Source organism: Ruegeria sp. BF12 (genome assembly GCF_056538705.1).
In genome coordinates this window covers 185,288-204,436 of record NZ_JBQFTP010000002.1, presented here as the reverse complement: position 1 = coordinate 204,436, position 19,149 = coordinate 185,288, and the positions used below count along the sequence as shown (strand labels likewise).

General features: G+C 58.0%; 16 protein-coding genes. 9 read left to right on the top strand and 7 right to left on the bottom strand.

Translation table 11 applies throughout. The annotated features are described in order from the left end of the window. Nucleotides 1-13 precede the first annotated feature (13 nt). Nucleotides 14-1,084, top strand: a complete 1,071-nt coding sequence (locus ACR0J0_RS03910) for a site-2 protease family protein (protein WP_480661400.1) — start codon at nucleotides 14-16, stop codon at nucleotides 1,082-1,084. Here ACR0J0_RS03910 and aroB read toward each other — a convergent pair whose 3' ends face one another. Next, the gene (aroB, locus tag ACR0J0_RS03905; protein ID WP_480661399.1) at nucleotides 1,085-2,197 is read right to left on the bottom strand and encodes a 3-dehydroquinate synthase; all 1,113 of its coding nucleotides are present in this window, start codon (nucleotides 2,195-2,197) and stop codon (nucleotides 1,085-1,087) included. It lies immediately after the preceding gene. Then, complete coding sequence (locus ACR0J0_RS03900; RefSeq protein WP_480661398.1) at nucleotides 2,198-2,785, bottom strand: shikimate kinase; 588 nt, start codon at nucleotides 2,783-2,785, stop codon at nucleotides 2,198-2,200. A gap of 218 nt (nucleotides 2,786-3,003) precedes the next feature. On the opposite strand from ACR0J0_RS03900, the gene ACR0J0_RS03895 reads away from it, so the two are divergent. From ACR0J0_RS03895 to ACR0J0_RS03885, 3 genes are all read left to right on the top strand, one after another. Further along, nucleotides 3,004-4,527, top strand: coding sequence for a hypothetical protein (locus tag ACR0J0_RS03895; RefSeq protein WP_480661397.1), 1,524 nt, complete (start codon nucleotides 3,004-3,006; stop codon nucleotides 4,525-4,527). A 2-nt stretch (nucleotides 4,528-4,529) separates the two neighbouring features. Further along, complete coding sequence (locus ACR0J0_RS03890; protein ID WP_480661396.1) at nucleotides 4,530-5,486, top strand: tyrosine recombinase; 957 nt, start codon at nucleotides 4,530-4,532, stop codon at nucleotides 5,484-5,486. Nucleotides 5,487-5,549: 63 nt separating this feature from the next. After that, nucleotides 5,550-6,857 carry an HlyC/CorC family transporter gene (locus ACR0J0_RS03885; RefSeq protein WP_480661395.1) on the top strand — a complete coding sequence of 436 codons (1,308 nt, stop codon included), beginning with the start codon at nucleotides 5,550-5,552 and terminating at the stop codon, nucleotides 6,855-6,857. 64 nt (nucleotides 6,858-6,921) lie between these two features. Here ACR0J0_RS03885 and ACR0J0_RS03880 read toward each other — a convergent pair whose 3' ends face one another. Then, nucleotides 6,922-8,490, bottom strand: a complete 1,569-nt coding sequence (locus ACR0J0_RS03880) for an ABC transporter substrate-binding protein (RefSeq protein ID WP_480661394.1) — start codon at nucleotides 8,488-8,490, stop codon at nucleotides 6,922-6,924. Nucleotides 8,491-8,685: 195 nt separating this feature from the next. Here ACR0J0_RS03880 and ACR0J0_RS03875 point away from each other — a divergent pair, with 195 nt between their 5' ends. The 5 genes from ACR0J0_RS03875 to ACR0J0_RS03855 all read left to right on the top strand — a co-directional run bounded on the left by ACR0J0_RS03875 (nucleotide 8,686) and on the right by ACR0J0_RS03855 (nucleotide 16,147). Continuing rightward, entirely contained in the window at nucleotides 8,686-11,103 is a 2,418-nt protein-coding gene (locus ACR0J0_RS03875) for a GcvT family protein (RefSeq protein WP_480661393.1), read from the top strand. A gap of 31 nt (nucleotides 11,104-11,134) precedes the next feature. After that, nucleotides 11,135-11,734, top strand: a complete 600-nt coding sequence (locus ACR0J0_RS03870) for a nucleotidyltransferase family protein (RefSeq protein WP_480661392.1) — start codon at nucleotides 11,135-11,137, stop codon at nucleotides 11,732-11,734. Nucleotides 11,735-12,486: 752 nt separating this feature from the next. Beyond that, entirely contained in the window at nucleotides 12,487-13,923 is a 1,437-nt protein-coding gene (locus ACR0J0_RS03865; RefSeq protein WP_480661391.1) for a Do family serine endopeptidase, read from the top strand. A 180-nt stretch (nucleotides 13,924-14,103) separates the two neighbouring features. Continuing rightward, nucleotides 14,104-14,784: a response regulator transcription factor gene (locus tag ACR0J0_RS03860; protein WP_480661390.1), complete on the top strand. Its 681-nt coding sequence runs from the start codon at nucleotides 14,104-14,106 to the stop codon at nucleotides 14,782-14,784. Beyond that, nucleotides 14,777-16,147 (top strand): sensor histidine kinase, encoded by a 1,371-nt coding sequence (locus tag ACR0J0_RS03855; RefSeq protein WP_480661389.1) that lies wholly within the window; start codon nucleotides 14,777-14,779, stop codon nucleotides 16,145-16,147. Before ACR0J0_RS03860 ends, ACR0J0_RS03855 begins: the two co-directional genes overlap by 8 nt. Here ACR0J0_RS03855 and ACR0J0_RS03850 read toward each other — a convergent pair. Genes ACR0J0_RS03850 through ACR0J0_RS03835 form a run of 4 tightly spaced genes read right to left on the bottom strand, consistent with a single transcriptional unit; the run spans nucleotide 16,144 to nucleotide 19,066 of the window. Further along, nucleotides 16,144-16,611 carry a CYTH domain-containing protein gene (locus ACR0J0_RS03850; RefSeq protein WP_480661388.1) on the bottom strand — a complete coding sequence of 156 codons (468 nt, stop codon included), beginning with the start codon at nucleotides 16,609-16,611 and terminating at the stop codon, nucleotides 16,144-16,146. The genes ACR0J0_RS03855 and ACR0J0_RS03850 overlap by 4 nt on opposite strands. Then, the gene (locus tag ACR0J0_RS03845; RefSeq protein ID WP_480661387.1) at nucleotides 16,608-17,363 is read right to left on the bottom strand and encodes a ParA family protein; all 756 of its coding nucleotides are present in this window, start codon (nucleotides 17,361-17,363) and stop codon (nucleotides 16,608-16,610) included. The genes ACR0J0_RS03850 and ACR0J0_RS03845 overlap by 4 nt, the downstream gene beginning before the upstream one ends. Nucleotides 17,364-17,366: 3 nt before the next feature. After that, nucleotides 17,367-18,881, bottom strand: a complete 1,515-nt coding sequence (locus ACR0J0_RS03840; protein ID WP_480661386.1) for a CHAD domain-containing protein — start codon at nucleotides 18,879-18,881, stop codon at nucleotides 17,367-17,369. Then, on the bottom strand, nucleotides 18,881-19,066 hold the full coding sequence (locus ACR0J0_RS03835) for a hypothetical protein (protein ID WP_480661385.1): 186 nt from the start codon (nucleotides 19,064-19,066) through the stop codon (nucleotides 18,881-18,883). Before ACR0J0_RS03835 ends, ACR0J0_RS03840 begins: the two co-directional genes overlap by 1 nt. Nucleotides 19,067-19,149 lie beyond the last annotated feature (83 nt).

The following is a 19,149-nucleotide window of genomic DNA, read 5'->3' as shown; positions in this document are numbered from 1 at the left end:
ACGGAGACACGACATGACATGGTCCTTCTCACTCGGCCGCCTACTCGGGTCGGAACTGAAGGTCCATGTCACCTTTTTCCTGCTGTTGGCCTGGGTCGGGTTTGCCGCCTACTCGAATGGCGGGGTGTCGGCCGCCGTCGAAAACCTGATCTTCGTTCTGGCCCTATTTGCCTGTGTTGTCGCGCATGAATTCGGCCACGCGCTGATGGCCCGGCGCTATGGCATCAAAACCCCGGACATCACTTTACTACCCATCGGTGGGTTGGCTCGACTGGAACGGATGCCTGAGAAGCCCATGCAAGAGGTTTGGGTAGCGCTGGCCGGGCCTGCTGTGAACGTGGTGATCTGGATCGTGCTGGTTGCTTTGGGTGCCGGAATGCCACTGGAGTCATTGGCCCGGATCGACTCGGCCAATGCGGGGCTGTTGAACCGGTTGGCCTATGTGAATCTGCTGCTCGCCGTATTTAACATGATCCCCGCGTTCCCGATGGATGGCGGTCGCGTGTTTCGCGCGTTGCTGTGCCTAAAGATGGACCGCGTCACAGCTACGCGGGTCGCCGCGCTAGCCGGGCAAGCTGTTGCCGTCGCATTTGGATTTCTCGGACTGAGTACGGGCAACCCGCTGCTGGTCCTGATTGCTGTGTTTGTCTTCGTCGCGGCCAATGCGGAAAGTCAGGATGTCGCAATGCGCTCGGTCGCCCGGCGGGTCCTTGCGCGTGACGCGATGATCACCGAATTCCACGCCCTGACCCCAGCTGACACCCTTGCCACGGCGGCTCAGGCCGTCATCCATACCACACAGCACGAGTTCCCAGTGCTGGAGTCGGATGGAACCCTGCTGGGTTTTGTCGCGCGGGGCACGCTCTTCGCCGCCCTGGCACAGGAAACGCCTCGGTCTGATCTGGCGACTTCAATCATGGAAACCGATATTCCACATGTAGAACTAACCAGCGGTTTGGAAACCGTTCTGGAAAAGCTGCACAAAGGCGCCCCGGCCGTTGCCGTCTGTACGCAGGCTGGTCATATGGTGGGCTACATCACCCGCGAAAACATCGGTGAGTTGATGGTGATCCGCGGGCGCTGATCAGGCCGTCGCCAGAGCATCCTCAAGCACCGACAACACCGCGTCGCGCGGAACGTCAGAGGTGACAAACGCCTGCCCGATCCCTCGCGCCAGGATAAAGCGCAGCTGACCGTCAATGACCTTTTTGTCCTGCGCCATCAAATCGACCAGCGCCTCGGCATCCGGCAAATCTCCGGGAATGTCGGCCAGATCGGTTTTCATCCCCATCGCGCGCAGATGCGACCTTACGCGGCTTGGGTCTTCCTGCGAACACAAGCCCAGACGCGACGACAGCTCGAACGCCAGCGCACAGCCAATGGCAACGCCTTCGCCATGGAGCAGACGGTCAGAATACCCGGTAGCAGCCTCGAGCGCGTGACAGAAAGTATGACCAAGGTTCAACAGTGCGCGGTCGCCTTGCTCGGTCTCGTCCCTCGCCACGATATCCGCTTTCATCTGCACCGAACGCGTGACCGCCCGTACCCGCGCATCCATTTCACCGCCCGAGACGTCAGGGCCGTTGACCTCAAGCCATTCAAAGAACTCGGCATCGCCCAGCAGGCCGTATTTTACCACTTCGCCATAACCTGACAGGAAATCTCGCTGGGTCATCGTGCCCAGCACCGAAGTATCGGCCAGAACCAGCGAAGGCTGATGAAAGGCACCAATCAGGTTTTTGCCCTGCGGCGCGTTGATCCCGGTCTTGCCTCCGACGGAACTGTCCACTTGCGCCAGCAAAGATGTCGGGATTTGTACAAACCGGACGCCGCGCCTTAGAACGGCAGCGGCAAAGCCCGCCAGATCGCCAATGACCCCGCCCCCGAAGGCGACAACCACGTCGCGACGTTCAACCTTTTCCGCCAACAGCCACTCGACTGCACGTTCGAAATGCGGCCAGCTTTTGGTGGCTTCGCCAGCGGGCAAGGCAAGCGACGTCATCTGGATCCCTGCTGCAGCCAGGCCATCGCGCAGTGCTTCAAGGTGCAGCTTCGCCACGTTCTCGTCCGTCAGAACGGCGACCTTGGGGCGATGCAGCAACGGTGCGATCAGCGAACCCGATTGGGCCAGCAGGTCGGGGCCGATTTCTACGTCATAGGACCGTTCGCCCAGCTCTACATGTACAGTTTGGTGCATCTATTTCCGTTCCAATACGTCGGGGCGTGTCAGCAAGGCGTTCACTACCCGCTCCACCATATTCTCGATCGAGGTTTCGCCATCGGACTCAGCCGTCAGATCTGCCTGCGCATAAACCGGCACGCGGGAGTCGTACAAGGTGCGCAGAGTCGCATAGGGGTCGGCCGTGCGCAGCAGAGGCCGCGTATCTTTGTGTTTGACCCTGTTCCAAAGAACGTTCAGGTCAGCCCGCAACCAGACCGACACGCCGCGTTCGGTGATCATCTGGCGGTTCTGCTCGGCCAGAAAGGCACCTCCGCCGGTGGACAGGATACCTTTTTCCTCATCCAGCAGCCGCCCTATAACCTGACTTTCCTTGGTTCGAAAGAAGGCCTCGCCATCACGCTCGAAGATTTCTGGGATTGTCATGTTGGCAGCCGATTCGATCTCGGCATCGCTATCGAGGAAAGGAACCCCAAGCCGCGCGGCCAATGCACGGCCCACGGCTGTCTTTCCAGCCCCCATCATGCCCACAAGAACAACCGTTTTGTGCAGTGCAAAGCCCGCTTCGGTGTCCCCGGAGTGGGTGTTATGCTTAATTTCGCTCATTTCACTGTGAATGACGTGATCTTAGGAAAAATGCCAGCTATAACTATGGCAAAAGACAAAATTGGGGCAGCGTTGAGCAATGGGCCGTCTGATCAAGTTCCTGATATATCTTGTGTGCCTGTGTTTTATCGGGTTGGTGGGGTACGCCTATCTTGGCCCCATTTTTGGCGTGGACTTCTCGGCGCCGCAAGGCGAAATCCGAGAGCCGGTAATTCTGAATGTTGAATAGAGCCGCAGTGGCTGCACTGTTGCTGGCCGGATCGGCACAAGCGCAGCAGGCACCTCTCTCTGTCATCGAATGGTTGAGTGACCCGCCCGAGAATTTACCGGGCACGGTCCTTCTGGAACCGCCGGTGACACAGACAGGTATCCAGCCAGATATCGAAGTCACGCCGCTTGAAGCCATATCGCAACCGCTGGGCCTTGTGTCCTCATCCGTAACCGGTCTGCCGGTAAACCTGTGGCAGAACAGCGATGCGGATCGACTGGCCGAGCTGATCGCCCATGTGCCGGTCAAATATAACCCTGCAATGCAGCGCCTGCTTTTCACCCTGATCCTGACCGAAGGGCGCGCGCCTGCCGGCTCGGACGCCGAAGAAACCCTACTGCTGGCCCGCATCGACCGTTTGATGCAGCTCGGGGCGGCCGACCCGGCGCAATCATTGGTTCAGATGGCAGGGCCGACAAACACTCGCGCACGGTTTCAGCGCTGGTTTGACGCCACCTTGCTGACCGGGGACGAGGATCGCAGCTGCACAGCTCTGATCGCCGCCCCGCATCTGTCGCAGGACTACGGCGCCCAGATATTCTGCAAAGCCCGTCGCGGAGACTGGCCCTCAGCCGCCCTGACATTGGAAGCGGCGCACGCGCTGCAAATTCTGTCGCCCGAAGAGCTGGACGTACTGGACCGCTTTCTCAGCCCCGAGCTTTTCGAGGACGCCGCATATCTGCCGCAGCCCGACGATCCGGACCCTCTGAGCTTTCGCTTGTTCGAAGCGATAGGCGAACGTCTGCCTTCCACGCCCCTGCCCCGCGCCTTTGCGAATGCAGATCTACGTGATGTGGCCGGGTGGAAAGCTCAGATCGAAGCAGCGGAACGGTTGACCCGGATCGGCGCGCTGACACCTAATCAATTGCTGGGACTTTACACCGAACGGTCCCCGGCAGCGTCCGGTGCGGTTTGGGACCGGGTCTCGGCCGTTCAACGGTTTGAGGCTGCTCTGGATTCGGGAAATGTTGAGAAGATCGCTGCAGCCTTGCAAACAGTCTGGGCGCAGATGCGTTCGGTCGGATTGGAAGTGCCCTTCGCCGAGCTTTTTGCCGCGCGCCTGTCGCAGGTAACGCTGAAAGACCCAGCGGTCGAGCAATTGCGCTGGCGTATCCTTCTGCTTTCTGAGCTTTACGAAACAGCAGCTTTGTCCGTTCCTGACGACGCCGAAGAAAATCAGTTCCTGGCAGCGCTGGCACAGGGTGACCCGGGTCGCGCCAAGTCGCCTTCACCTTTGGCAGACGCCGTCGCGCAGGGGTTTGCCTGGGCCGCTCCGGTTCCATCGAATATCGAGGCGATGCTGGACAACGATCAGCTGGGCGAGGCGATTTTGGAAACCATGGACAAGTTTGCACATGGATCGCGTGGTAACCTTGTTGATCTGACAGCGGCAATCGCAACGCTGCGGCGCGTGGGGCTTGAAGATACCGCCCGCCGCGCGGCGTTGAGCCTGCTGATATTGCAGGACAGCTGACCATGGCAGCCCCGGCGACCCAGGAATTGTGGATTTCCACGTTTTTGCAGGCGCAAGCCGCCGAGTTGGGTGCTGCGACCAACACTCTGTTGGCTTATGGGCGCGATCTTAAGGAATTTTCTGGCTGGCTGGATCGTCGCAAATCGAACTTTCCCAGCGCCGAAAGGGAACAGATCGAGCAATACCTGATCGATTGCGACGCACAGGGCCTGTCCCGCTCAACCCGTGCCCGGCGCTTGTCTGCGATCAAACAACTATATCGCTTCGCGTTCGAGGAAGGCTGGCGCGAAACGAACCCGGCCATTCAGATCAAGGGTCCCGGACGGCAAAAGCGTTTGCCCAAGACACTGGACGTTCTCGAAGTCGACCGGTTGCTGGAAGCCGCCCGACGGACCGGCCGTGCCGAAGCTGACCGGGTGCGCAACACCTGCCTGATGGAAGTTCTGTACGCCACCGGCATGCGCGTGACCGAGCTGGTTTCATTGCCCGTGTCCTCGGCCAGGGGCGATCCGCGCATGCTGCTTGTGCTAGGCAAAGGCGGCAAGGAACGGATGGTTCCCCTGTCTCCTTCGGCGCGCGACGCCTTGGCAGCGTGGCTGGTAATCCGAGATGAAACCGAGGATCAACGCGCGGCAAACGGAGGGCAGCGCTCAAAATTCCTGTTTCCATCTCGCGGCAAATCCGGGCATCTGACGCGGCACAGGTTTTTCCTGCTGGTCAAGGAACTGGCAGTGCAAGGTGGCGTTTCGCCCGAAAAGGTCACTCCGCACACGTTGCGCCACGCCTTTGCGACGCATCTGTTGGCGAATGGCGCTGATCTGAGGTCGATCCAGACCCTGCTGGGCCATGCGGATGTCGCGACCACTGAAATTTATACCCATGTTCTGGACGAACGCCTGTCCGAGCTGGTGTTGCAGCATCACCCGCTGGCCAAAGACAGCACCGAGGACAATGGCTAACCCCTTGAACCGATGGGCCTGCACCCCCATAACGGTTGCAGTTACACGAACAACCAAGGACCGATGGAACCCACTTCTTCTCTAATCGACGGCGCATTCTGGTTTACCACAGGCGCCATTCTGCTTTTACTTGTCCTGTCGGGCTTTTTCTCGGGTTCTGAAACAGCATTGACCGCGTCTTCGCGCGGGAAGCTGCGTGCGCAGGCTGACAAGGGCTCGCGCGGGGCACAAAAAGCGCTGGATATCACCGATGACAACGAACGGCTGATCGGGTCGGTTCTGCTGGGCAACAACCTGGTCAACATTCTTGCCGCCTCGCTGGCGACTGCACTTTTCACACGGCTGTTCGGTGAAAGCGGCGTCGCGCTGGCAACGCTGGTGATGACACTGCTGGTTCTGGTTTTTGCCGAGGTTTTGCCCAAGACCTATGCCATCACCAACGCGGAAAAGGCCGCCGCCGCTGTGGCACCGATTATCAGCGTTGTGGTCACCGTCTTCTCCCCCATGGTTGCAGCGGTCCGTTTGCTGGTGCGCGGCGTCCTAAGGGTGTTCGGCGTCCAGATCGACCCGGACAGCAACATTCTGGCGGTGCGCGAAGAAATCGCCGGCGCATTGCAGCTTGGCCATTCCGAAGGCGTTGTCGAAAAAGAAGACCGTGACCGAATTCTGGGCGCGTTGGACCTTGGCGACCGTGCGGTCGAAGAAATCATGCTTCACCGCTCGGACATCGAGATGATCGACGCGGACGCACCGCCCGAGGCGATCCTTCAGCAATGTCTGAAAAGCCGACACACCCGCCTGCCGGTATTCCGGAATGAGCAGGAGAACATTGTCGGTGTCGTCCACGCGAAAGACTTGTTCCGGGCGATGTATGCCCACGCCGGAGGCAGTGAAAGCGATGCAAATCGCCTGCAGGAATTCGACATCCTCAAAGTTGCCAACGACCCTTATTTCGTACCCGAAACGACCACTCTGGACGACCAGATGCGAGAGTTCCTGCGGATGCACAGCCACTTTGCGCTGGTCGTCGACGAGTATGGGTCGCTGCGCGGATTGATCACGCTAGAGGATATTCTCGAGGAAATCGTAGGCGAAATTGCCGATGAATTCGACATCGAAGAAGACGTGCCCGTAACACGCACCGACGACGGGCAGTTCCTGGTCGAAGGGTCCATGACAATCCGCGACGCTAACCGCGCAATGGATTGGTCCCTGCCCGACGAAGAGGCCAACACGGTTGCCGGGCTGGTCATCCACGAGGCGCAGATGATCCCCATCGTGGGTCAGGTCTTTTCGTTCCACGGCTTCCGCTTTGAAGTCACCGAACGTCAGGGCAACCGGATCACCGGACTGAAAATCCGCCCTCTCTGACGACTTTCAACGCGTTCAAAGAAAAACCGGCGCTCAATCCTGAGCGCCGGTTTCCCGTTTCAGATCAGGCGAACCAAGTCCGGCTGGCTACGTAGCCGTCCATGAGGTCGCCGTTGGCATGCGCGCCCCATCCGACCACCTTGTCCGAGTAGCCATCAATGAACTGATTGAACATCGGGTTGATCAGGCCACCTTCTTCCCAGACGATCCGGGCCATCTGAGTATAGATCTCTTTGCGCTTGGTTTCGTCCAGCTCCGCCCGCGCCTTAAGCAGCAGAGCGTCGAACTCTTCGTTCTTGAAGCGGGTGTCGTTCCAGTCTGCGGTCGAGAGATACCCAACCGACCACATCTGGTCCTGCACCGGACGACCGCCCCAGTAGGACGCACAGAACGGTTTCTTGTTCCAAACCTCCGACCAGTAGCCATCCGCCGGTTCACGCTGAATTTCCAGCGGAATACCCGCCTCTTGCGCCGACAGCTGGAACAGCTGTGCTGCGTCGATCGCACCCGCGAACGCCGCGTCCGATACGTGCAGCACAATGGGCGAACCGTCGTGACCGGAGGCCTTGTAATGCTCAGCCGCCTTTGCCGGATCGAATTGGCGCTGCTCCATCGTTTTGTCAAAAAGCGGATAGCCTTCATTGATCGGAATGTCGTTGCCAATCGAACCAAAGCCGCGCAGCACCTTATCGACCAGCTCTTCGCGGTTGATTGCGTATTTCAGCGCCAGACGCAGGTCCTTGTTGTCGAACGGCGCGGTGTCGCAATGCATGACAAAGATGTAGTGCCCACGTCCCGAAGTGGCGTTAATTGTTACGCCGGGTGCGCGGCCAAACAGTTTTGCGGTGCGCGGCGGCACGATGTTGATCGCGTGAACCTGGCCTGCCTGCAAAGCAGCCGAACGAGCGGTGTCGTCGTTCAGAACCAGGATCTCGTGGCTGTCGTAATGACCAACACTGTCATCCCAGTGGTTGGCGAATTTCTCAAATCCGTAGCGCACGCCGGGTTCATCCGCGATGACCTTGTAGGCGCCGGTCGAAATCCCCTCGCCCGGGTTATCAATGCCACCGCCCGGCTGCATGATCAGGTGATAGTCCGACATCAGATACGGGAGGTCCGCGTTCGGTGTGGTCAGGGTGATCACCACGTTATTGCCGTCGACACGAACGTCTTCCACACCGCGCATGATGCCCAAAGCGCCGGACTGCGACTCTTCATTAGAATGCCGCGCCAGAGTTAGTTGAACATCCTCAGGGGTCAGGGTTTTGCCATTGTGGAATTCGACACCCTTGCGGATGGCAAAGATCCAAACCTTGCCGTCCTCTGACGATTCCCAGCTTTCTGCGATGCTTGGCGCAAGGCCACCGTCAGCAGTCAGCACGGTCAGCGTGTTGCCATAGGCGCGCAACGCCTTGGCCGTGACATGCGATGCAGACAGCGCCGGGTCCAGAGAATTGGTGCTTTCACCACCTTTCAGCCCCAGAACAAAGTGGCCGCCCTTTTTGGGCGTGTCCGCCAGGCCGGCTTCGGACCAGATCATGCTGGCTGCCGTTGCGCTCAGACCTAGCGCACCAGCCTTTGCCATGAATTCGCGACGGCTCAGCGTTTCGGGGTTGAGGTTGAACTTCTTCATTGGACTGTCCTTGCAGAGTGGTTGACCTGACGTTCGATCGACAGGCCAGTAGTTCGATTCTGTAAACGTCTTGTGACCAGATTTAGCAGGAATGCAAAGCGCTTGGATTGCCCTCCGCGACACTTTCTGTCGCTAGAGCTATTGCATTGGCGGTCTTCCTATTCAGACTGGCGGCGTAATCAGCAGGAGACGTTTATGAAACTCACAACCCAAGTCGCAGTCATTGGCGGAGGCGTCGTTGGATGTTCCGTTCTTTATCACCTGACCAAGCTGGGTTGGTCGGATGTGATGCTGCTGGAACGGTCCGAGCTGACCAGCGGATCGACTTGGCATGCGGCTGGCGGGTTTCACACATTGAACGGCGACACCAACATGGCGGCGCTGCAGGGATACACGATCCGGTTGTACAAAGAACTGGAAGAGATAACTGGTATGTCCTGTGGCCTGCATCATGTGGGCGGCGTGACTCTGGCAGATAATCAGGATCGGTTCGACATGCTGCTGGCCGAACGCGCCAAGCATCGGTTCATGGGGCTGGAGACCGAAATCGTTGGGCCGGATGAAATCAAGAAGATCGCACCGATCACCAACACGGATGGGGTCATCGGAGCGCTATACGACCCACTGGACGGGCATCTGGACCCGTCAGGCACCACCCATGCCTATGCCAAAGCGGCCCGGATGGGCGGTGCTACAATCGAAACGCATTGTATGGTGCGAGAAACCATTCAGCGTAGTGACGGTACCTGGGATGTGGTGACGGACAAAGGCACCATTCATGCCGAGCACGTGGTGAACGCTGGCGGCCTGTGGGCGCGCGAGGTCGGCGCGATGGCAGGTGTCTACTTCCCGCTCCACCCGATGGAGCATCAGTACCTTGTAACGGACTCGATCCCACAGATCGAAGCGATCATCGATGCCGGTGGAGAACACCCGCATGTGATGGACCCCGCCGGGGAAAGCTATTTGCGGCAGGAAGGGCGCGGATTGTGCATCGGGTTCTATGAACAGCCCTGCAAACCCTGGGCGGTTGACGGAACGCCCTGGGAGTTCGGCCATGAGCTGCTGCCTGACGATTACGACAAGATCACCGACAGTATCGAGTTTGCCTACAAACGCTTCCCGGTTCTGGCCGAGGCTGGCGTCAAATCCGTGATCCACGGTCCGTTCACATTTGCGCCGGACGGCAACCCTCTGGTCGGGCCTGTGCCGGGCATGCGCAATTACTGGTCCGCCTGCGGTGTGATGGCCGGGTTCAGTCAGGGCGGCGGCGTTGGCCTGACGCTGGCGCAGTGGATGATCGAAGGCGAGCCCGAGCGGGATGTTTTCGCGATGGACGTCGCCCGCTTCGGCGACTGGATCAGCCCGGGCTACACCCGCCCAAAGGTGATCGAGAACTATCAGAAACGCTTCAGCGTCGCCTACCCCAACGAAGAACTACCCGCCGCGCGTCCGAACCGGACAACGCCGATGTACGACATCTTCAGCGATCTGGGCGCGGTCTGGGGTCAACAATACGGGCTGGAAGTCCCAAATTACTTTGCGCAGGACGGAGAACCCGGATACGAAACTCCCTCATTCCGCCGCTCAGACGCGTTCGACGCGACGGGCCGCGAGGTTCGCGCCGTACGCAACGGCGTCGGGATCAACGAAGTCCACAATTTCGGAAAATACCGCATCACCGGCCCCGGCGCGCGCGACTGGTTGGACCGGATCATGGCCGGACGTATTCCGAAACCGGGGCGGTTGTCTCTGACACCAATGCTGTCGCCTAAAGGCAAGCTAATCGGAGATTTCACCGTATCCTGCCTGAGTGAGACAGAGTTCCAACTGACCGCCTCATACGGCAGTCAGGCCTTCCACATGCGGTGGTTCCTGCAACATCAGGAAGACGGCGTTTCCATTGAAAACGTCAGTGACCGACTGAACGGATTTCAGATCGCGGGACCAAAGGCGGCCAAGGTGCTGGCGGCATGCACCCGCGCTGACATCTCGGACCTCAAGTTTCTGGATGTGCGTCGCATGATCATCGGCATGACCGATTGCACCGTCCAGCGGGTCAGCTACACAGGTGATCTGGGCTACGAAATCTATTGCGACCCGATGGCCCAACGGCAACTCTGGTGGACGCTGTGGCAAGCAGGTCAGCCGCACGGGATGGTTCCTTTTGGCATGCGCGCAATGATGAGCCTGCGTCTGGACAAGTTCTTCGGGTCCTGGATGCGCGAATTTTCCCCGGACTACACTGCCGCCGAAACCGGACTGGATCGCTTCATTTCCTTCTCGAAGAACGTTGACTTTATCGGCCGCGCCGCTGCCGAGCTTGAACGGGTCGAAGGTACGGCGCGTCAGCTGGTGTCGTTCCAAGTCGACACCGACGATGCAGATGTAAACGCCTATGAACCGATCTGGCTGGACGGAGAGGTCGTCGGTTTCTGCACCTCTGGCGGCTATTCGCATTTTTCGGAAAAGTCGATCGCCATGGGGTTCCTACCCTCTGACCGCGCGCGGGATGGGCTGGAAGTCGAGATAGAGATTCTGGGTCAGATGCGCAAAGCCCGCGTGATTTCCGTTCCGCTGTTTGACGCGGACGGCGCGCGCATGCGCGGATGACAATGGGCTGCTCCGGCGGCTATGTAATGGCATGACCAAAATTCCCGTCATCCTTCTGGCCGCCGGACAATCCCGCCGTATGGTAGGTGCGGATAAACTGTTGCAGCGCATCGACGGTATATCCCTGTTGCGCAGATCCGCGCTGACTGCACTTAGGGCCGGACCTGTTATTGTTGCGCTGCCGCCCGCCCCGCACCCCCGTTACGAGACGCTGGCCGGGTTGGATCTGACGAAAGTGGGTATTCCAGACGCTGATGAAGGTATGAACGCCAGCTTGCGGGGCGCACTTGCGCATATGCCGCCCGATGCCAACGCTGTGATGGTCTTGCTTGCCGATCTGCCAGACATTGCAGTTGAGGATTTGAAAAGCGTCATCGCCTCTGTCCACGAACAACCAGATAACTTGATCTGGCGCGGCGCGACCTCAGCAGGAAAGCCCGGGCACCCGGTCGTATTTGATCGCCAGCTTTTTGACGAGCTCACCCGCCTGACCGGTGATGATGGTGCGCAATCGGTTGTAAGAGCCCACAAGGATAAAGTGTGCCTTGTTCCTTTGCCGGGCCAGAACGCTTTGTTGGACTTGGATACGCCCGAAGACTGGGCAAGTTGGCGAATACAACGATCCACCTAAAGTGAAGCGGCCCGGTCGATTTCGACCAGGCCGCTTGCCCAAAACAAGACTACCACTTTTCACCAATCCCGAAAACGCGGCCAAAAATGTCTTAAGACACGCTGGCTATTCCGCTGCTGAACCTAAACAAGACCCCCTCGTTAACATGCCGCTCAGCGTTTCCAGTGACTGTGACAAGCCGTTGGCACCCCCTAGTGCCGTCGGCTCCCCCTCGCTTGGGCAAGATCATCGTCACCCATCCGGCGAGTCCAAACAACGTAAAATTGGAAAGAACAGTTAATTTTTTGCATGTCGGGTTGGTTTTTGCGCAACATCCCGCCGAAGGCAAATCTACCTATGGGAGACTAAAGAAATACCCCTGATACGCCAAAATCGGCATTATGCACATTCTTTTTCTGGCATATAATAATCATATTCGGCGCATATGCTTTAACTATGTACAAAGCCAAAAAACAGCCCACAACCAAAAGACGAACAGCTTCGTGCTATGATTTTCGAACGGCCCTTTGTTACCAAAACTGAATCAATTCGGGACATTTCAAAGATTGACCGTCAACTCGGCAACAATAGGCTGATTCGAATCATTTGATTCGCAGCCGGCCAATCTAACTCTTCGGGTCGGAGCGATAGAACGACACGTTTGTGGCGAAATTAAGTTTTCTTAATGCGCGGCACAGGAAACGCACAGACTGATGCCTCATCTCCTCTTTTAACGCGCGGCCGCAATCGCGCGATATAAACAGGAGACCAAAATGAGCATCCGTAAATCCTCCCTGCTTTTGCCACGTGTAAACAGTTGGGCCGGCGCATCCGCGCTTGGCGCCGCGCTGTTGGCCACAACCGCCCTGCCCTCGCTGGCGGACGAGGCACTGGCTGATCTGGTTGAGAGTGTATCCCCCTCAGTGGTGACAATCATCGCCGAGCAGGACGTCGTGCCCGCACAGGCGCAGGGACAGAACTTTGATCTCGAAGGACACCCGTTCGGAGAGTTCTTCAAGCGTTTCGGCGGCCCTGAGGGCTTTCAAATGCCGCAACGCGGTCCGGCTCAAGGACTGGGATCAGGCTTTGTGCTGGATGAAGCCGGCTACATCGTGACCAACCACCATGTCGTCGACAACGCGTCTACTGTGACCGTCCGTCTAAGCGATGATCGCAGTTTTGAGGCCGAGATTATCGGCACCGACCCGCTGACCGACATCGCCATCCTGAAAATCGATGCAGGCGAAACCCTGCAGGCGGTTGAACTGGGCGACAGCGACGTCATTCGCGTCGGCGAGGACGTAGTCGCCATCGGCAACCCGTTCGGCCTGCACTCCACCGTGACCACGGGCATCGTTTCGGCCAAAGGCCGCAACATCTCGGCAGGCCCCTACGCCGAGTTCATTCAGACCGATGCCGCCATCAACAAGGGTAACTCGGGCGGTCCGCTGTTCAACATGGAAGGTGAAGTTGTTGGCGTTAACTCGGCCATCTATTCTCCGACCGGTGGTTCGGTTGGCCTGGGCTTTGCGGTGACTTCGAACATCGTCGAACATATTGCAGCGGACCTGCGTGATGACGGTCAGGTCAGCCGCGGCTGGCTGGGTGTTTCAATCCAGAACGTCAGCCCCGAGATCGCAGCAGCCCTGGGCATTGATGCCTCGACCGGCGCGCTGGTTTCGGACGTCGTTTCCGGCAGCCCCGCCGAAGGCGTCCTGCAGCAAGGCGATGTGATCCTGACGTTCAACGACGAAGCCGTCGACTCCAGCAGCGACCTGCCGATCCTCGTCGGAACGACCAAAGTCGGCACCGACAGTGTCTTGACCGTTCTGCGCGATGGCAAGGAGCAACAGCTTGAGCTGACAATCGGTCAGCATCAAAGCGCCTCGGCCGAGATCGACAAGTCAGTGGACGAAGGCATCTCGGGCACAGCCCTGGGTGTGACCGTCGCCCCGCTGACCGACAGCAACCGCGCCCAGATGGGCGTTGCTGAAAACGTCGACGGCGTGGTCGTGACCGAACTGAAGCCCGACAGCCCTGCGGCCAAGGCTGGTCTGCAACGCGGCGACGTGATCGTGAAGCTGGGTGGCCAGGAAACCGCGACCCCAGACGCGCTGAAAGCCGCGCTGGACAGCGAAAAGACCGATCCGGCCCTCGTGCTGATCAATCGCGGCGGCAACCAGATCTTCGTGGCGGTGGAAATCGCCTGATCTTAAGCCTGTGCGCGCCATTTGATGGGGAATTCTGGCGCGCGCCTCCCTGGCGGATTGAATTGTCCGCTCTCCGCCGGGACTGCCGGGTGCTCCATAACGCACCCGGCACGTATTTTTTCAAATTCTGTGCTTTATCTGATTTTTGTGTTTAAATCCCGCTAGAAAGGAAGGCAAAACATGAGCCGTCGCTTGCTGATCGTCGAAGACGACGAAGACACCCGTGAATTCATCGCCAAAGGTTTTGGCGAAGAAGGCTACGTGGTCGAGCAGGCCGCCGACGGGCGTGAGGGTCTGTACCACGCCACGGATGGCGGATTTGACGCCATTGTGCTGGATCGCATGCTGCCGGGCCTGGACGGCCTTTCGCTGATCAGGTCCATGCGGGCAGCTGGGGTGAAAACCCCGACCTTGATGCTGACCGCGATGAGCGCTGTCGACGAGCGAGTCAAAGGCCTGCGCTCGGGTGCTGATGACTATCTGGTCAAACCGTTTTCGTTTCAGGAACTGCATGCGCGGATCGAAGCCTTACTGCGCCGCCCACAGGAATCCGAGGAAACTGCAACGTTGACTTGCCGCGATCTTGAAATGGACTTGCTGACCCGCAAGGTCACCCGCGACGGGCACGAGATTTCTCTGACCCCGCGCGAGTTTCAGATTCTTGAGTTCTTCCTGCGCCGAAAAAACCGCGTGGTGTCGCGCACCATGCTGCTGGAAGGTGTCTGGGATTACCATTTCGACCCGAATACCAACGTGGTCGACGTTCATATCTCAAAGCTGCGCCGCCAGTTGGATGAAGGCGACCGACCACCTTTGATTGAAACGGTTCGAGGCGCAGGTTACATGATATCCGATGGATAACCTGCGACTTTCGTTTAACAATTCGCGCACCCGATTAGTCCTGGCCAGCATGGTCCTCAGCACCTTGCTGACAGCAATTGTTCTGGGTCTTGTGTATTTCACCGCCAATCGCAGCATTGAGGGTGAAACCCGTTCGGTGGTTTCGGCCGAACTGACCGGTCTGGCCGATGAATATGAACGGCGCGGTCTGATCGGGTTACTACAGGCCATTGAAAGGCGCCTTCCGACCGCATCGGATCGGGACGCACTGTATCTTTTGACCGACCGCTTCGGGGTCAAGTTGGCTGGTAATCTAAAACACTGGCCCACCGAAGTTACCGCGGGCAGCGGTTGGGTCGATCTGGAACTGCGGCGGGCTGACAATGACCAATTGGTGCCAATTTCAGCAGCCTCGGTCCGACTGCCCGGTGGCGAACGCCTGTTGGTCGGGCGCGATGCCTTGGCACGCCAGCAATTCGATCGGGCACTGTTGCGCGCCGTCGCGCTGGCGCTGGCCATTGCTTTGGCACTCAGCTTTCTGACCGGCTGGCTGTTCACCCGGTTGGTGTTTTCCAGATTGTCGGACATCGCAAGTACCGCAGAAAACATCGTTTCCGGCGATCTGTCCCGACGGATGCAACTGCGTGGAACCGGGGATGAATTTGATCAGGTCGCCGGAACTTTGAACACCATGTTGGATCGTATCGAGGAACTGATCAGCAACCTGCGCACGACATCCAATTCGATCGCGCATGACTTGCGATCGCCGCTGTCCCGACTGCGCCAAAGGGTCGAGTCGCTCTCCGATCCCGACAAAAGCGATCTGGACCGCGAAGTTGATGTGGCCCGCGCAACCGCCGAGATCGATCACGTCCTACGCGTTCTTGGACAACTGACCGAAATCTCGCGTGCCGAAGCCGGCGTGGGCCGTGAACAGTTCGAGCCCGTGGATCTGCAGCAGCTTGTCAGCGATGTGGTCGAGCTTTATGAGCCCGTGGCCTCTGATCAAGGCGTTACGCTAGAGGTCACTGGATCTGCAAATGCCGTTCAGGGGCACCGCCCCCTTCTGTCGCAAGCATTGTCGAACCTGCTGGAAAACGCGATGCGCTACGCGCCGGAAGAAACGGCCATTACGATCTCCTTGTCAGAAGACGGTCCCTTCGCCTGCCTGAGCGTACGTGACCGAGGCCCCGGTGTACCCGAAGAGGAGTTGCCCCGACTACAAGTTCCGTTCGTAACGCTCGATCCTGCACGGACCGAGCGAAATGCCGGCCTGGGCCTCGCTCTGGTCGCGGCGATATCCCACATGCATCAGGGGGCATTCGAGGCGCGCAACTGCAACCCGGGCCTCGAAGCGACAATCAAACTGGCGCGCAAGCTTTAATCTGGCACACCATTGATGGCCATCGTCTTGTTTTTGTAACGATTATCCGCGGTTACATCCATTCCGAACCATGCGGGCGGCGTGTATTCCCGCGCCTCGGTTTCCGAAGTGAATTCGACCTCGACCAATTGCAAAGGCGCCAGGTCCCCCAAAAAGATATCCAGTTCAAAGACCCGTCCGTCGGGCAATTGCCCGGTGTAGCGCTCTTTTTCCACCCGGCGCCCTTCGGTCTCGGGCCAGAAGGTGTTGAACTGGTCAGCGGTGATTTCGGCCTCACGTTCGACCCGCACCATCGTGCCGCCACCCTTGAGGGTCAGAAAGTGTTTGTCATCCTTTTGTCGCAGGCGCAGTTCGGTGGAATCGTCCGGCGCCGTCAGATACCCCTGACGGACCACCGCCTTTTGCATAGCGCTCAGGTCAGGCAGATCGGTCACCAGAAACTTACGTTCAATTTCGGTGCTCATTGGCTTGAAACAACTCCGTTTTCAACCTCATCATACAGCGCTTGATAGGCGGCGCTGGCCGCGCTGTGGGGCGCAAAAACACTGACCGGCGCGCGATTTTGCCCCATGCGTTCGATATCTGCCGCGAAGGGGATCGAACTGCGCAGGAACCGTTTGCGATACAGTTTTTGCATCTCGTCCATCGTTTCCAGATGCAGGGTCTTTCGGCGCTGCACCATCGAAAAAAACGCCTTCAGTTTTTTCTTCGGCAATTTCTTGGCGTCGAAAAAGCTGACAAGCTGGTCGAATGTACGTTCCGACAAGGTCGTCGGAATGACCGGGACAACGATTTGATCGGCCGCCTTGAAGACATTTTCGGACAGGGTCGAAAAGTTCGGCGGACAATCCAGAATGATCACGTCGTAGTCGCTGCCTGCCGAAACCAAAGCCTTTTTCAGTCTGGAGCGCTTGTTTCGCATCCGCGACAGAAACACATCGAAATCCCGGAAGTTCATGTTGGCGGGCAGCACGTCCAAGCCTTCGAAATCGCTGGCGCGGATTGATGCCGTAAACCGTTCAACATCTTCGAAGAACCGCGCCTCCGTCAGCTTTTTCGACGGCTTGACCCGAAAGTAAAAGCCAGCCGCCCCCTGCGCGTCCAAGTCACATAACAAAACGGTTTGCCCTGCCATGGCGTAGGAATACGCCAGATTGACCGAAGTTGCGGTCTTACCAACGCCGCCCTTGTTGCTGTAGCAGGCAATGATCTTCAATCCTCAGCCCTCCTTCTGGTGAAACAAGCTACGGAACAGATGCCGGATATCCGGGCTGTCGAAATGCTGAAAACTTGCAACCACCCGGTCGCGCTCGGACTTTTGGCGTTGATTCAGAACTGCAATCAGCCCCCCAACTGACATGGCAATTTGTGCATTGGCACGGCCCTGATTGTTGCTTTGCTGAGCAACAAAATTCAAAAGCGCCACTTGTTGAACTGAGAAGTCGTTGAACAGACCCAGGTTATCCTGCAACTTTTTCAGAGGCTTGATAATCGTCTTGAATGATTTTGCCTTGAACAAAGGTGCAAAAAACTCCATCAGATATCGCAGCTTTTTGCAATCTATGCGCAACTTATGCACGTCTGCGTCGGAGGTGTCAGGAGTAATCCGCCGTGCCAGCTTGCAGACTTTACGATAGCGTTTCCAGATCAGGGCACATGCATATTCATATGCGGCGCGATCCGCATTTTCGCCCGGTTGAAAGTTGCCGTTATCGGCAAAAAACGCCGCCAGATCCGTCATCTTCTGATCATAAGCCTTGGAACGAAAGCGCCGGGAAAGATTGTTGAGCACTTGGGCGCGCTCTTTCTCGAACTGCGCGAACATGGCCTTGGCCCCCTCGTGAAGGTTGGGAGGGATCAGTTTGAAGTAGTCGTCTTTCTCAAGCAGATAGACATCCAGGTCCCGAACCCGGCCTGTTGGGACCATCAAGGCGGAAAACTCGCGCTTCAACTCAGCGGTTTGTTCCGGCGAAAAAACCCCTTTGAACAAGCTGATCACCGAACGCACCCGGCGCAACGAAACACGGTAATCGTGCAAAAACTCGGTATCAATGTCCGCGATTACGCCCGCCTCATTCTGGCGGGCGACGGCAAGATAGGTGCGGATGATATCTGTGGCGACTTCAATCGAGGGCTCTTGCGTGCCAATACTGATTTCAGGTTTGGCTTTGTACACGACCAACGCCGGGAACAAAGCTTGGAACAGGGGTTCGGATCCGGTCGCACCTGCCGCCATCTCATCCAGCTTGTCGCACACGGCCTGAAAGGCGCGGTCGTAACCCCGCATGGGCTGCACGGCCACAAGTGATACCTGACCGTAATCCGAGGACAACGTCATCATGGTACCACGCACCTGCGTCTTCTGCAGATCATCGAGAATGGCAAACGAACGCTTCTCGATTTGCCCTGCCCCCATGCTCATCAGCGCACGCAGTTTTGGAAACCCTGCAAGCGCATCGCGCACGGGGCCCTGGGGTAAATCCTGCGCAAACCTGCCCTTGCCCTTGCATCGCTGGGTTGCAGGGTCCCCCCTACCCAACAGGCGCAACGTTCCACCGGTTTCAATCAGAACCTTGCCCGCCACCCTGAGAGACTGGTCATGGCAATCGAGAAGCTCAAAACCCTGTGCCGGCTTCGCGACCTCAAACCGGGGTTTCAACCCCTTCAGCCCATCGGAAAACACAGCCTCGTCAAATGCACCGGGGATTACATGGATGCTTTTGACCAGAGCCATCAGGACCGTCCCTTTCGCCGCATAGCCAAAAAGTCGCCAACAAAGGCTTCCACGATCTCTTGGACGCCAATACCCTTACCGACCGCCCGAGTTTTCAATACTTTCAGTATTTTTCCGTCCAACGTTAAAAACGTGTTCTTCTTGTCCACGACGGTCCTTTCGGTGGTTTCCTTGTTCTTCGGCATGGACGACCTCATGGCAGCGTGACGTCATGAGGTCACATTCTGGAAATCGGATCAATTTCTATTTCCTTGACCCTACGTGAAAA

Coding starts and splice junctions, on each gene's coding strand:
- ACR0J0_RS03860 (WP_480661390.1), top strand. CDS start 14,104: ATGAGCCGTCGCTTGCTGATCGTCGAAGACGACGAAGACACCCGTGAA.
- ACR0J0_RS03835 (WP_480661385.1), bottom strand. CDS start 19,066: ATGCCGAAGAACAAGGAAACCACCGAAAGGACCGTCGTGGACAAGAAG.
- ACR0J0_RS03850 (WP_480661388.1), bottom strand. CDS start 16,611: ATGAGCACCGAAATTGAACGTAAGTTTCTGGTGACCGATCTGCCTGAC.
- ACR0J0_RS03875 (WP_480661393.1), top strand. CDS start 8,686: ATGAAACTCACAACCCAAGTCGCAGTCATTGGCGGAGGCGTCGTTGGA.
- ACR0J0_RS03840 (WP_480661386.1), bottom strand. CDS start 18,881: ATGGCTCTGGTCAAAAGCATCCATGTAATCCCCGGTGCATTTGACGAG.
- ACR0J0_RS03895 (WP_480661397.1), top strand. CDS start 3,004: ATGTTGAATAGAGCCGCAGTGGCTGCACTGTTGCTGGCCGGATCGGCA.
- ACR0J0_RS03900 (WP_480661398.1), bottom strand. CDS start 2,785: ATGAGCGAAATTAAGCATAACACCCACTCCGGGGACACCGAAGCGGGC.
- ACR0J0_RS03890 (WP_480661396.1), top strand. CDS start 4,530: ATGGCAGCCCCGGCGACCCAGGAATTGTGGATTTCCACGTTTTTGCAG.
- ACR0J0_RS03870 (WP_480661392.1), top strand. CDS start 11,135: ATGACCAAAATTCCCGTCATCCTTCTGGCCGCCGGACAATCCCGCCGT.
- ACR0J0_RS03880 (WP_480661394.1), bottom strand. CDS start 8,490: ATGAAGAAGTTCAACCTCAACCCCGAAACGCTGAGCCGTCGCGAATTC.
- ACR0J0_RS03910 (WP_480661400.1), top strand. CDS start 14: ATGACATGGTCCTTCTCACTCGGCCGCCTACTCGGGTCGGAACTGAAG.
- aroB (WP_480661399.1), bottom strand. CDS start 2,197: ATGCACCAAACTGTACATGTAGAGCTGGGCGAACGGTCCTATGACGTA.
- ACR0J0_RS03865 (WP_480661391.1), top strand. CDS start 12,487: ATGAGCATCCGTAAATCCTCCCTGCTTTTGCCACGTGTAAACAGTTGG.
- ACR0J0_RS03885 (WP_480661395.1), top strand. CDS start 5,550: ATGGAACCCACTTCTTCTCTAATCGACGGCGCATTCTGGTTTACCACA.
- ACR0J0_RS03855 (WP_480661389.1), top strand. CDS start 14,777: ATGGATAACCTGCGACTTTCGTTTAACAATTCGCGCACCCGATTAGTC.